The following is a 12691-nucleotide window of genomic DNA, read 5'->3' as shown; positions in this document are numbered from 1 at the left end:
CGGAAAGACGATGCCCCGGATCGCTCCGGGGCATCGCGCATCGACGCGTCGGCGACGCGAACGATCAACCGAGAACCAGGGTCAGGCCGAAGCGGCTGAGGATCGGGTTGATCGGCTGGAACCAGGTGATCGGGCTGGCGACGCCGCAGTTGTTGCTGCTGCCGGCGGGCAGCTGGCCGCCCGAGGTCACGCCCTGGGCCTGGCCGGCACCGGTGATCCAAGAACCGCCGGAGTCGCCCTGGCCGGCGCAGGCGGTGGAACGGGTCAGACCGTTCACCACGCCCGTGCCGTAGTTGGCCGAGTTGTTGTAGGACACGATGGTGCCGCAGCGCCAGCCGGTGGTGCGGCCGGACCGGCAGACCGCCGCGCCGATCGGCGCCACCGTGCTGCCCAGCACGCGCTGCACGGTGCCGTTGTACTTGGTCACCTGGCCGAACAGGGTGTCGGTACTGCGCACGTTCGCCCAGGCCTGATCGCCGCTCGGGTAGAACTGGCCCTGCACCGAACCGACCAGCGTGCCCGACAGCCGCACCTGGGTGCCGACGCCGCCGCAATGGCCAGCCGTGGCGAAGCCCTTGGTGGCGCCGCGGGTCACCGAAAAGCCGATCGAGCACAGGCCGCCGCCCGACTGGTACTCGCTGCCGCCGATCACGTTGAGGAACGGCGTGGGCGCCTGGTACGGCGAGAGTTCGAAACGGATCATGTCCGGATCGATGCTGCTGGCCGCGACGAAGTCGGCCGCGCGCAGCGCATGGCCCGCGGCGACGGTCACCACGACGCGATTGTTCGGCACGTCCACGGCCCAGGCATGCACGCCGCTCAGGCGGCTCTTCTGCATCGTGCCGGCGTGGATGGCATCGAGCTCCGCCGCGGCGTTGCGCAGCTGGCGCAGGGTGTAGCGATGCTGGCGCACTTCGATGCCGCCCACGTTCGCGGCCTTGGTCGAGCCGGTGGTCGCGGCGACGTAGCGGTAATTGCCGTCGGCACCGCGCTCCAGCCAGCTGCCGGCATAGCGGTCGCCCAGCTGTTTGGTCACGCGCGCTTCGTTGACGTAAGCGGTGCGCTCGGCGTTGAAGTACTGCGCGAGCTGCGCGTCGTTCATGCCGAGGTCGCGTTTCATCGCGTTGGCGACGACCTTGCTGAGGACCGGCTCGCGCTCGGCGGCGGACACGTTGCCGATGGCGAACGCGGCGACGGCGAGCGACAGCGCGATGGCGGTGCGGCGGGCGGGACGGCGGTGATGCGGATGAGACATGGACTTCGCTCCTTGAATGGATGTGGCATCGATGGATGTGGCGTCGATGGATGTGGCATCGCGGAAGATCGGCCACGCGTCCGGACAGGCCGGCGGCGGTCGGCGCCGGCATCCTGTTCGCCGGCACCGCGCGACCCTACCGCATGCGCCGATGGTCAGGACGTGCCTGCGCTCTCAGAACGCATGCAATCGAAAATGCATCTCAATATGCCTGCCGGCGTGTGCGGCGCAGCAATCCGCGTGCGTATGGCGCGGGCCTTTCCCCCACCCCCCCGGACCCGCGACAATAGCGGTCTTGGCCGACACCACCGTCGGCCTTCATGGAGAGCGTATGGCCGACTTCACCCCCACGGTGCCCGCTGGCGGCGCCAAGATCACCAAGACCCCGACCGGGCTGGTCGTTCCGGATCGTCCGATCATCCCGTTCATCGAAGGCGACGGCACCGGTCCGGACATCTGGCGCGCCAGCGTGCGCGTGCTGGACGCCGCGGTCGCCAAGGCCTACGGCGGCGCGAAGAAGATCGAGTGGATGGAAGTCCTGGCCGGCGAAAAGGCGTTCAACGCCACCGGCAACTGGCTGCCCGACGCCACCGTCGAGGCCTGCCGCGAATATCTCGTCAGCATCAAGGGCCCGCTGACCACGCCGGTCGGCGGCGGCATCCGCTCGCTCAACGTCGCGCTGCGCCAGATGCTCGACCTGTTCGTCTGCCTGCGCCCGGTGCGCTGGTTCGAAGGCGTGCCTTCGCCGGTGAAGAAGCCGGGCGACGTCGACATGGTGATCTTCCGCGAGAACACCGAGGACATCTACGCCGGCATCGAGTTCGAACCGGGTTCGGCCGACGCGCAGAAGGTGCTGGATTTCCTGCAGAAGGAATTCCCCAAGGGCTTCGACAAGATCCGTTTCGGCACCAAGGCGAAGACCGACGAGTGGAACAAGGCGCTCGAAGGCATCGGCGCCCCGGCGCGCGACCTCCCGGTGCAGGTCGGCGTCGGCATCAAGCCGGTGTCCTACCTGGGCACCGAGCGTCTGGTGCACAGCGCGATCGCGTATGCGATCGAGAACAAGCGCAAGTCGGTGACCCTGGTCCACAAGGGCAACATCATGAAGTTCACCGAAGGCGCGTTCCGCGACTTCGGCTACAAGGTCGCGCGCGACTTCTTCGGCGCGGTCGAACTCGACGGCGGCCCGTGGCACGTGATTCCCGAGGGCCGTCCCGGCGCCGGCATCGTGATCAAGGACGCCATCGCCGACGCCTTCCTGCAGCAGATCCTGCTGCGTCCGAAGGAATACGACGTCTCGGCCACGCTCAACCTCAACGGCGACTACCTGTCCGACGCGCTGGCCGCGCAGGTCGGCGGCATCGGCATCGCGCCGGGCGCGAACATCAACACGGTCACCGGCCACGGCGTGTTCGAAGCCACCCACGGCACCGCGCCGAAGTACGCCGACCTCGACAAGGTCAACCCGGGTTCGGTGATCCTGTCGGGCGAGATGATGCTGCGTTACATGGGCTGGACCGAAGCGGCCGACGCGATCATCAAGGCGATGGATGGCGCGATCGGCAGCAAGCGCGTCACCTACGACTTCGCCCGCCTGATGGACGGCGCCACCGAAGTGAAGTGCAGCGAGTTCGCGGACGAGATCATCAAGCATCTCTGATGCCGCTGGCGGTACGCAAAGCGCCCGGTCGACGCCGGGCGCTTTGCATTGCGGGGGATGGAACCTGCCCGCATGTCCCGCGCCCGCACCGGTTCGGCACGGGCGCACTCACGCATGACGCCGCAGATCGGCTAGGGTTGGCTCATGGACGCGCAACAAGCCCTGTTCCTGGTCATCCTGACCGCCACGCTGGCGCTGTTCGTCAGCGAAAAGCTGCGCGTGGATCTGGTGGCGATGCTGACGCTGCTGGCGCTGACGCTCACCGGCATCCTCGACCCGAAGCAGGCGCTGTCCGGCTTCTCCAGCGACCCCGCGATCATCGTGGCGGCGGTCTTCGTGCTCTCCGCGGGACTGTCGGCGACCGGCATCACCGATCGCATCGGCGCGTGGATCGCGCGCGCCGCCGGCGGCAGCGAATGGCGCACGATCGCGGTGGTGATGCCCGCGACCGCGGCGCTCGCGGCGTTCTCGCATCACGTGATGATTACCGCGATGATGCTGCCGATCCTGATGCGCCTCGCACGCGACCAGAAACTGGCGACCTCCCGCCTGTTGATGCCGATGTCGCTGGCCGCATCGCTGGGCACCACGCTGACCCTGATCAGCGCCCCCGCGTTCCTGCTGGCCAACGATCTGCTCGAACGCGACGGCCAACCGTCGCTGGACATCTTCGCGATCACCCCGATCGGCGCCGCGCTGGTGCTGCTCGGCACCACGTACATGCTGCTGGCGCGCTGGCTGGTGCCCAAACGCAGCGGCGAATCCACCCAGTCCGATTACCTGCGCCTGGAGCGCTATTACACCGAGCTGGTGGTGGAAGCCGAATCGCCGTGGATCGGCAAGTCCCGCGCCGCGTTCGAGAAGACCTTCGGCGACCGCCTGCAGGTGGTGGACTGGCTGCGGCACGGCATGCGCCGCAGACACCAGAACACCGACAGTCCGTTCGAGGCCGGCGACGTGCTGCTGGTGCGGGCCTCGCCGGACGAGATCGCGTCGATCAAGGACGAACCCGGGCTCGCGCTGCATGCGGTCGCCAAGTACGGCGAGAAGCCCGACGCCGGTCACAAGCCCGAGCTGCTGGGCGAGGAACAGCTGGTGCAGGCGATCGTGGCGCCGCACTCGGAGTTCATCGGCCAGAGCGTGGCCAGCGTCGACTTCCTGCGCAGCCTCGGGGTGGTGGTCGTGGGCCTGTGGCGCAAGGAAGGCTGGCTGCACGGCGAATTGTCCGAAATGCCGCTGCAGGAGGGCGACCTCCTCGTGCTGTGGGGCCGCCAGCAGAACTACGAACAGCTGGCCTCGCATCACGGCTTCCTGATGCTGATGCCGTTCGACGGACAGAAGAAGACCCGCAGCCGCGCACCGGTCGCGCTGCTGATCATGGCCGCGGCGATCGTCGCCTCCGCCACCGAACTGCTGCAGCCCCAGATCGCGTTTCTGGCCGGCGCGGCGGCGATGGTGCTCACGCGCTGCGTCGGCGTGGAGCAGGCCTATCGCGAGATCGACGTGCGCATCTTCGTGATGATCGCCGGCGTGATCCCGCTGGGCATCGCCATGGAACGCACCGGCACCGCATCGTTGTTCGCCGCGTTCCTGCTCGATCACGCCGCGCACTGGTCGCCGCTCACCCTGCTGCTGGTGATGTTCGGCGCCGCCGCGCTGCTGACCCAGATCCTCTCCGACGCCGCCACCACCGTGTTGTTGAGCCCGATCGCGCTGGCGCTGGCCGAAGGCCTGGGCCTGCCGCCGACGCCGTTCGTCGTGTGCACGGCGGTGGGCGCGGTGGCCTCGTTCCTCACGCCCATCGGCCACCACGGCAACCTGCTGATCCTCAACCCCGGCAAGTACACCTTCGCCGACTTCATCCGCGTCGGCGCACCGCTGACGCTGATGATCGCGCTGACCACCGCCTGGCTCGCACGCTGGATCTGGCTGGGTGGGCCGCTGCTGCCGATGTGAGCGGCGTCTGTCGCATGTCGTGCCGGTAGAGCGGCCTTCAGGCCGCTGCTTCTATCGCAAAGAACAGCGGCCTGAAGGCCGCTCTACCGAAGCCGCCCATCGTCCGATCACCTTAGTAAGTCGGGCGCTTTGTACGCAGGTTCAGGCATGGCTCTATGAATGCTGGGTCGATGACCCAGCCTACGGGTTACTTGGTTGCAGTAAATACCGTATTTTAACCGCTGTTTGACGGAATCTTCGGTGTAGAAAAAAGCGGCTAGGATTAGAGTGCTAGCGACTGCGCTTTTTCCCTGAAATGAGCTTGCCCGAGAATGATGCATGTCTGCCTCTTTTACGCCCAACACGTTTGAGGCTTTTAAAGCCCACTCTCCCAAGCATCCTTATGGTGAAAATGCCGCTCCCGGCTCTCCGTTCCCAATTCACGACCCCTTTGGTCTGCGCCGCGCAATCGTGCCCGTTTTCCAGCGCAATCCTGATGGCAGCGCACTTGGCGTCGGTACTGCTTTCCACGTTGATGGCTGGGGCCGACTGCTCACAGCTGATCACGTCGTGGACTATACCCGCGAACGGCACCTATCTCAGATTCAGCCAGACTCGTTAATTCAAGTTGACATCAGTCAGTCACCACATGCAGCCGTTCTGCTTGGCTACGGCTTGGCATTTGGAACTGTCGGCATTCCCGAAGCATGTTGGGCTCCGATCAATCGAATAGATGCAATTGTTGAGGAAAGCGACAGAGATCCTTTGGAGGTTTTAAGGGGCGCACAGCGCTATCACGTTGGACCGGACTTGGCAGGTATAACGGCTTTTCTTGATCAGAAGGCCCCTTCCTTACACGCTGTTCCCGTGGATTTCCATTGGTATCCTGAGATCGGTGAGACTGTCTTCGCCGTGGGTTATCCAGATCTCGATTTCCGCGCCATGGATGGAGAAGAGGTCGAACGTTATTTAGAGGAAGGTATGTTCGGCGTGTACGGAACAATAACCAACCTTTTTCCTAACGGACGAGGCAGAGCTCGTCCGACCCCGGTCTTTGAGGTTGAAGCTGAATGGCGTTCTGGAATGAGCGGCGGCCCAGTATTTAATCGACAGGGACATGTGATCGGAGTGGTCAGTTATTCCTTGCTTCCAAGCGAAGGAGAACCTGGTAGAGGCTATGCAACTTGTTTTAGCTTCATACCGGAAGCATCACACTTAGCTCCCACCTTGGATAGCGATAACCCCTGTTGTAGAAGGGGATTTGGGGTTTACAACCCCAATAACTGGCATCTAGCGGATGTAAAGCCATCGAGAGCAGAAGCTGAGCAAGCACGAATTCGGCTAGGCGCTGACTACATTGTTGGCTGGGTAAGTCATCGATTAGGCGGACAAGACTTCATGCTTGGCAGCTCCGACCATCAATCTTGATAAATTAAACTCCATATTAAATTGGCCTCAGCGAGTAGCCCGGGTAAGTGCACAGCACGCACCCGGGAGAACGCAAGCGGTCAAACTCTATGCTGGTTCAAGATCAAAAGCCCCGGGTAAGGCCTTCGGCCTTACCCGGGCTACTCGCTGCACGCACCGCCGTCGCTCACTTCTTCAAGGCTGCGACGATTTCCGAGACGCCGAGTCCGAGTTCAAGCTGAAGGCGCACGTATTCGCGCTCCTTGCGCGAGAGTTTGCGGCCCATCTCGATACGCACATCCTCGGCTTCCAGAATGCGCAGCAGCCTCGGCATCGCGGAGCCGATGGCGTCAGGCCCGTAACCCGCTTCGCGCAAGGCCGCAGTCAGAAGAGCTTTGATATCCATGGTGCGTCCAGATCGATTCGAGGCACTGCATTGTGCACCAGGGGATACGTGCATTTCATGAGCGGGCAAGAAAGCAGCGGCCTGAAGACCGCTCTACCGGTCAAAAGCACGGACGCACGAAAAAAGCCCGGCATTCGCCGGGCTTTTTCTCCTCTCATCGCGACAGGGCTTACGCCGAAATCGCGAGCTTTTCCTGGCGGTAGCGCCAGATCGCGGCGATCCACAACACCGCGGCCAGCGCGAAGGCGCAGCCGAGGTAGATCGCCCATTGTTCGGGCGATGCGGTCTCGCCGCGGGTCGCCTTCACCAGCATCTGGTTCTGCGACAGGAACGGGACGGCGTACTGCCACAGGTCCTGATCCTTCAGCGGATACGCCATCAGCGCGTAGCCCGGCAGCATCGGCATGAACATCAGCCAGACCATGTGGCTCTGCGCTTCCTTCATGCTCTTGGCGCCGGCCGAGATGAAGGTGAGCAGCGCGGTGCCGATCAGCACCATCGGCGCCAGCACCAGCAGCATGCGGCCGATCGCCGGGAACGACACGTCGAGCGCGCTGGCCATCGCGCTGGTGGACAGCGCCGCGCTGAGCTTGAACGACAGCAGCGTGAGCACCACGCTGGCGACGCCGATCAGGCCCGCCGCGGCCATCTTGCCGCTGACCAGGCTGGCGCGCGACACCGGCGTGGCCAGCAACGGTTCGAGCGACTGGCGTTCGCGTTCGCCCGCGGTCACGTCCATGGTCAGGTTGGCGCCGCCCATGAACGCGAACAGCACCAGGATCAGCGGCAGGATGATCGACATCAGCCGGCCCTGTTTCGCTTCCGGCGTGGCCACGTCGCGCTGCGCCACCATCACCGATTGCGCGAGCGACGGATTGAGACCGCGCGCGACCAACCGCAGCGCGCCGACCTGGCGGCTGTAACCGTTGAGCGCGGCGCGCAGGCGTTCAATCGGCACATCGGCGTTGGTGCGGGTGGTGTCGGCGACGATCTCGACCTTCGCGGGCCGGCTGGCGCGCCAGTCTTCGGCGAAATCCGGGGCGATGACCAAGGCCACGTCTTCGTCCTGGTTGCGGATGGCCGCGACCAGATCCTTCGGCGGCGCCTTGGCGCGGATGTCCTGGGTGGCGAGGAAGGCGATCAGGTTCGGTGCGTAGTCCGCGCCGACCACCGGGATCTCCAGCGGTTTCTCCAGCTGCGTGCTGACCCGCGCTTCCATCAGCTTGCCCATGCCCAGCATCAACAGCGGATAGACCAGCGGGCCGAGCAGCAGCGCCATCAGGAAGGTGCGGCGGTCGCGGACGAAGTCGCGCAGTTCCTTGCGGAACACGGTGACGAATGCGGAGAAGGCCGAGGTGCTCATGCGTGCAGGCCCTCCTCCGAGCCGATCAGTTTGACGAACGCGTCTTCGAGATTGTCGTGGCCCGCGCGCGCGCGCAGTTCGTCCGGCGTGCCGGTGGCCTTCACTTCGCCGCCGGCGATCACGACGATGCGATCGCACAGCGCGGCGACCTCCTGCATGATGTGGCTGGAGAAGATCACGCAGCGGCCTTCGGCGCGCAGCTGCAGCAGGAAGTTGCGCAGGCCGCGAGTGGTCATCACGTCGAGGCCGTTGGTGGGTTCGTCGAGGATCACGTTCTTCGGATCGTGCACCAGCGCCCGCGCGATCGCGGTCTTGGTGCGCTGGCCCTGCGAGAAACCCTCGGTGCGACGGTCGAGGAAATCCTCCATGCCCAGCGCTTCCGACATCCGCGCGGTGCGCTGCGCGATGGTCGCGGCGTCCAGACCGTGCAGCTCGCCGAAATAGGCGATGTTCTCGCGCGCGGTCAGGCGTTTGTAGACGCCGCGCGCATCCGGCAGCACGCCGAGGCGGCGGCGCACCGCGGTCGCGTCTTTCGCCACGTCGATGCCGTCGACGCTCACGCTGCCCTCGTCGGGCGACATCAGCGTGTAGAGCATGCGCAGCGTGGTGGTCTTGCCGGCGCCGTTGGGGCCGAGCAGACCGGTGATCTCGCCGTCGCGCGCGTCGAAACTCACGCCGCGCACGGCCTGGACGAGACCGGTCTTGGTCTTGAACGCCTTGTGCAGATTCTGGACCTGGATCATGGGAATAGCCCGTGAAGAAAATTCGTGGATGACGCATGCGCCGCAGCGCTTGCGAATGACGCCCTCCCTTGGCCGAAGGCCAAGGGGAGGGAAGGGGTGGGGTGCTTTGGGATGACTGCATCCCTCCGAACCCCCTCCCGACCTCCCCCTGTGCTGCGCGCAAGGGGAGGGGAAAAGCGTCAAGGCGCGATCAGGGCTCCCAGCCGTAATAACCCGCGAACGGCGGCGACGCCTTCAGCCGTTTCAGGCACTCGGCATCGAGCGCTTTCGCGTCGGCGGTTTCGACGAACTGCGCGTACAGCTTCGGCATGCAGCCGGTAGTGAGCACGCTGTGGCCCTGGCCCGGCAGCACCAGATGGCGACCCTTCGGCAGCGTCTTCACCACGTCGTCGCCATAGCGCGGCGGCGTGACCGGATCGAGTTCGCCGCTGATCGCCAGCACCGGCACGTCGCCCGACAGCGGTTTGCGGAAATCAGGATCACGCGTACCCTTGGGCCACACCGCGCACTGCGCCTGGATGAACTCGGCGATACTGTTGCCCATGATCGTGTTCTCGTCTTCGGGCCGCGACCGGATCTCCGGATCCTCGGTGCAGCTCACCGACAGATGCATGCCCAGCGCCATCGAATCGCCGACATCGCCGCTCAGCGCGCGCGCCTGCGACAACAGGGTTTCGTAACGGCCCTGCGCCGCGTCGTGCAGGATCAGCGGCAGCATCGACGCCGACTCCGGGCGATAGGCGTAGAAGCGCAGCAGCGCGCCGAGATGCGCGAAGCGCGGCACTTCCTCGCGCCATTCGCCGCTGGTCGGGTCGCGATAGCGCACCGCCGCCAGACCGCCGCCCTGCAGCGTGGTGCGCACCTGCGCGAGCAGCGTCGCCGGATCGCCGATGTTGCGCTTGCAGGCGGTATCGGCGACGCAGCGCGCGAACTGGCGCTTGATCGCGGCATCGAGGTTCTGCGCGTGTTCCTGGCCCAGCACCAGCGTGTTCGGCGCGATCGAATCGAGCGTGACCGTACGCGTGTGCTTCGGATAGCGCGCCGCGTACTGCTGGGCGACGCGGGTGCCATAGGAAATGCCGGCGAGGTTGAGCCGCCCCACACCGATCGATTCGCGCAGCAGGTCGAGATCACGGATGTGTTCGGCGGTGCCGTAGAAGCGCAGGTCGGCGTTTTTCGCCAGGCGGTCGCGGCAGCGTTCGGTCAGCGCGCGCATCCGCGCGGGATCTTCGGATTCGGCCGAGGTGTCGTCGAGTCCGGTCAGCTCCTCGCACTGCAGCAGATGCGAACCGCCGGTGCCGCGCGCGTCCATCAGCAGCACGTTGCGGCTGCGGCGCACGTCGCCGAGCGCATCGTGCAGCATCGGATAGCTGTCGAGGATCGATTGGCCCGGGCCGCCGGCGATGATCACCACCGGATCGGCGGCCGCCAGGTTCTTCGCCGGGATCATCGCCACCGCGAGACCGATCCTGCGGCCGTCGGGCGCCGCGGGATTCTCGGGCGCCATCAGCGTGGCGCACTGCGCGTCCACGCTCTGGCCGGTGTCGCCGCCCAGGGTGCAGGGCTTGAACACCAGGCGGCCGTAGCGCAGATCGCCCTTGGCGTCGGTCTTCGGTGTCACGGGTTTTTCGGCCTTTCCGCCGCAGGCGACGAGCGCCAGGGCGAGGACGGTCAGGGACAGCGGTCTGAGCATTGCGGGAACTCCGGTGCGGATCGTGTGCGGGCCGTCGGGCCCGGCGTCGGGAATCATGACGCGGAACGGTGGTCGATGTGACTCATGGCGGGCAGGAGGCGCGAAGATCGCCGCGGTCATGCTGCGGCCGGCCGCGCGGACGCCGCCTCGGCCTCCTGCCGCAGCGATGCCAGTTCATCCTGCAGGAACGGCACGCTGCCGGCGTCGCTGCAGGCCTGCAATCCACGTTCGCCGCGCGCGATCGCAGCAAGCGCGGCCTGCGCATCGCCTGCAGCCAGCGCGAGCGCCGCTTCGGTCAGCGCGCGCGACGCCGGCTCGACCACGCCGCCGCCGGCGCATGCATGCCAGGCCTGCGCGGTCGCGGGATCGTGGCGATAGCGCACGGAGAAGTAGGCGATCTCGTTCGCCAGCGCCTGCCGAAAGCCGGCCGGGTAGGCGTCGTGGCCGGCAGCGACGCGATCGATCCATTCCGCGGCGGCGGCGAGGTCGCGGCGATCGAGCGCGACCTGATAAGCCATCAGCGCGGCGCCGGTGTCGCGCAGCGGTTCGTCGCCGGCGAGCGCCAGCGCACGCGCCAGCGGTGCGGGATCGCGATCGCGCGGGCGCACGCCCGACAGACTCTCGGCATACGCGGCCATCAGCATCGCGCGCTGTTCGACCGCTGCGCCGCCGCGCAGCAGTTCGATGCACTGTCGCCCGTCGCTGAGAAACCCGCCGGCGCGCATCGGCAGCGCGGTGGCGACGAAGATCATCGCCGACATCAGGCCGAGGATCGACAGATGCGCGGACACGCGGCCATCGAATGCGCTGGACAGCGCGAACGCCGACAGCGCGAGCAGCAGACTGGCCAGCGGTCCGCCGATCACCAGCGGCAGCAACTGGCCGCGGATCGGTCGCTGCGGATCGGGCAGGGCCGCCGCCAGACCGCCCATGGTCTGCGCGCTGAAGAACCAGTCGAGCTTCACGCCCGACACCGTGCGCCGCAGACGCAGCGGACCCACGATCAGCAGCAGGAACTTCATGCCGCGCGCCATGCCGCCGGCGAGATGCCCGAGTTCGTGCACCAGGATCACGACGAAGAAGATCAGCGGCAACAGCAGCAGATCGAATCCGACGAGCGCGTCGAGCGCGTGTTCGAGCCAACCGCTCTGCCCGAAGCGCCTGCCGACCAGAATGCCGGCAGAGCCGAGCGCGGCGCCGATCAGCGCCGACAGCAGCAGGGTCGCGAAAAGGCGCGTGCGCGGGGCCGACGCAGCCGGCGACGGAACGGGGCCCGGTGCGATGGGCGTGACATCATCGGACATGCATGGACTCCTGGCGCGTTGCGGACGCCGAATGGCGTCCGCCTGTGGACAGGACGTGGATTCCGGGCGGTTGTGACCGCCCGCAGCCTCACTTGCTGCTGATGTACTTCTCGCGGCGGATATGCGGCACCGGCAGGTGGTGGCCTTTCAGGGTCTCGAAGCAGGCGTCGACCATGTTCGGATTGCCGCAGAGGTAGGCGATGTCGCCATCGGCCTGCGGCGCGAATTCGGCCAACTGGTCCTGCACGTAGCCCTTGCGCACATCGGCGTGCGCATGCGGCGAATCGGCAGCCGGCAGTTCGCGCGAGAAACACGGCACGAAACGGAAGCCCGGGTGCGCGTTCGCGAAGGCGCGGAATTCGTCGCCGTACAGCAGCTCCTCGGGCGTGCGCGCGCCGAACAGCAGCACGACTTCGATCCCGCGGCCGGCGATCTGTTCGGCCAGTTGCGGCAGCATCGCGCGATACGGGGTGACGCCGGTGCCGGTGCCGATCAGCAGATAGCGGCGATTGGCGTCGTTCGGCATCAGGCAGAACCGGCCGTAGGGGCCGCTGGCCTGGATGGTGCCGCCTTCGGGCAGCGACTCGAACAACGCGGTGGCCGCGCCGCCGGTGACGTAACTGACCGCGATCTCCACCGCTTCGTCCGGCGGCCGGCCGTGGTCGCGTCGGGTCGCGAGCGAATAGCTGCGCTTGGTCGCGGTGCCGTCGGGATAGTGGAAATGCACTTGGAGGAATTGGCCCGGGATGTAGTCCAGCGGCTCGCCATCGTCGCGGACGAATCCGAGATGGGCGACGGTGGGGGCCAGCATCCTGCGGCCGACGAGCTTGAGCGGGAAATGGGCGGGCACGGTGATGTCTTGGAATGGAGTGTTGTCCGGCCGATCCCGGCCGGGCGCCTATACTAACCGTTCCGCCGCGCCCCC

Annotated in this window: 10 protein-coding genes; 3 read left to right on the top strand and 7 right to left on the bottom strand. The window is 66.3% G+C overall.

Features of this window, described 5'->3' with window-relative positions; genetic code table 11:
* Window positions 1–64: 64 nt before the first annotated feature.
* Entirely contained in the window at window positions 65–1255 is a 1191-nt protein-coding gene (locus tag ABD974_RS06740; RefSeq protein WP_345302539.1) for a S1 family peptidase, read from the bottom strand.
* Between the two features lie 331 nt (window positions 1256–1586).
* Between ABD974_RS06740 and icd the strand changes: the two genes are divergently transcribed.
* The 3 genes from icd (at window position 1587) to ABD974_RS06725 (ending at window position 6278) form a co-directional block, all read left to right on the top strand.
* Window positions 1587–2915, top strand: coding sequence for an NADP-dependent isocitrate dehydrogenase (gene icd, locus ABD974_RS06735; RefSeq protein WP_345302538.1), 1329 nt, complete (start codon window positions 1587–1589; stop codon window positions 2913–2915).
* 144 nt (window positions 2916–3059) lie between these two features.
* Window positions 3060–4871, top strand: coding sequence for an SLC13 family permease (locus ABD974_RS06730; RefSeq protein WP_345302537.1), 1812 nt, complete (start codon window positions 3060–3062; stop codon window positions 4869–4871).
* Between the two features lie 318 nt (window positions 4872–5189).
* Complete coding sequence (locus ABD974_RS06725; RefSeq protein ID WP_345302536.1) at window positions 5190–6278, top strand: S1 family peptidase; 1089 nt, start codon at window positions 5190–5192, stop codon at window positions 6276–6278.
* Between the two features lie 166 nt (window positions 6279–6444).
* On the opposite strand, the gene ABD974_RS06720 is transcribed toward ABD974_RS06725, so the two are convergent.
* The 6 genes from ABD974_RS06720 to ABD974_RS06695 all read right to left on the bottom strand — a co-directional run bounded on the left by ABD974_RS06720 (window position 6445) and on the right by ABD974_RS06695 (window position 12577).
* Window positions 6445–6663: a polyprenyl synthetase gene (locus ABD974_RS06720; protein WP_345302535.1), complete on the bottom strand. Its 219-nt coding sequence runs from the start codon at window positions 6661–6663 to the stop codon at window positions 6445–6447.
* A 169-nt stretch (window positions 6664–6832) separates the two neighbouring features.
* Window positions 6833–8026: an ABC transporter permease gene (locus ABD974_RS06715; RefSeq protein WP_345302534.1), complete on the bottom strand. Its 1194-nt coding sequence runs from the start codon at window positions 8024–8026 to the stop codon at window positions 6833–6835.
* Window positions 8023–8769, bottom strand: coding sequence for an ABC transporter ATP-binding protein (locus ABD974_RS06710; protein WP_345302533.1), 747 nt, complete (start codon window positions 8767–8769; stop codon window positions 8023–8025). The genes ABD974_RS06715 and ABD974_RS06710 overlap by 4 nt, the downstream gene beginning before the upstream one ends.
* A gap of 190 nt (window positions 8770–8959) precedes the next feature.
* Complete coding sequence (locus ABD974_RS06705; protein ID WP_345302532.1) at window positions 8960–10462, bottom strand: alpha/beta hydrolase; 1503 nt, start codon at window positions 10460–10462, stop codon at window positions 8960–8962.
* 116 nt (window positions 10463–10578) lie between these two features.
* Complete coding sequence (locus tag ABD974_RS06700; protein WP_345302531.1) at window positions 10579–11766, bottom strand: site-2 protease family protein; 1188 nt, start codon at window positions 11764–11766, stop codon at window positions 10579–10581.
* 88 nt (window positions 11767–11854) lie between these two features.
* A complete protein-coding gene (locus ABD974_RS06695; protein ID WP_486346765.1) occupies window positions 11855–12577 on the bottom strand; it encodes an FAD-binding oxidoreductase in 723 nt (240 codons plus the stop codon).
* Window positions 12578–12691 lie beyond the last annotated feature (114 nt).

The sequence above is a fragment of the Lysobacter hankyongensis genome (assembly GCF_039543145.1).
GTDB lineage: Bacteria > Pseudomonadota > Gammaproteobacteria > Xanthomonadales > Xanthomonadaceae > Lysobacter_I > Lysobacter_I hankyongensis.
Note: the sequence above shows the minus strand (reverse complement) of the source record. Positions and strands in the feature narration are given on the sequence as shown.

Bases quoted from the DNA above. Each gene is read 5' to 3' on its own strand.
- ABD974_RS06740 (WP_345302539.1), bottom strand. From the start codon at position 1,255: ATGTCTCATCCGCATCACCGCCGTCCCGCCCGCCGCACCGCCATCGCG.
- icd (WP_345302538.1), top strand. From the start codon at position 1,587: ATGGCCGACTTCACCCCCACGGTGCCCGCTGGCGGCGCCAAGATCACC.
- ABD974_RS06730 (WP_345302537.1), top strand. From the start codon at position 3,060: ATGGACGCGCAACAAGCCCTGTTCCTGGTCATCCTGACCGCCACGCTG.
- ABD974_RS06725 (WP_345302536.1), top strand. From the start codon at position 5,190: ATGTCTGCCTCTTTTACGCCCAACACGTTTGAGGCTTTTAAAGCCCAC.
- ABD974_RS06720 (WP_345302535.1), bottom strand. From the start codon at position 6,663: ATGGATATCAAAGCTCTTCTGACTGCGGCCTTGCGCGAAGCGGGTTAC.
- ABD974_RS06715 (WP_345302534.1), bottom strand. From the start codon at position 8,026: ATGAGCACCTCGGCCTTCTCCGCATTCGTCACCGTGTTCCGCAAGGAA.
- ABD974_RS06710 (WP_345302533.1), bottom strand. From the start codon at position 8,769: ATGATCCAGGTCCAGAATCTGCACAAGGCGTTCAAGACCAAGACCGGT.
- ABD974_RS06705 (WP_345302532.1), bottom strand. From the start codon at position 10,462: ATGCTCAGACCGCTGTCCCTGACCGTCCTCGCCCTGGCGCTCGTCGCC.
- ABD974_RS06700 (WP_345302531.1), bottom strand. From the start codon at position 11,766: ATGTCCGATGATGTCACGCCCATCGCACCGGGCCCCGTTCCGTCGCCG.
- ABD974_RS06695 (WP_486346765.1), bottom strand. From the start codon at position 12,577: ATGCTGGCCCCCACCGTCGCCCATCTCGGATTCGTCCGCGACGATGGC.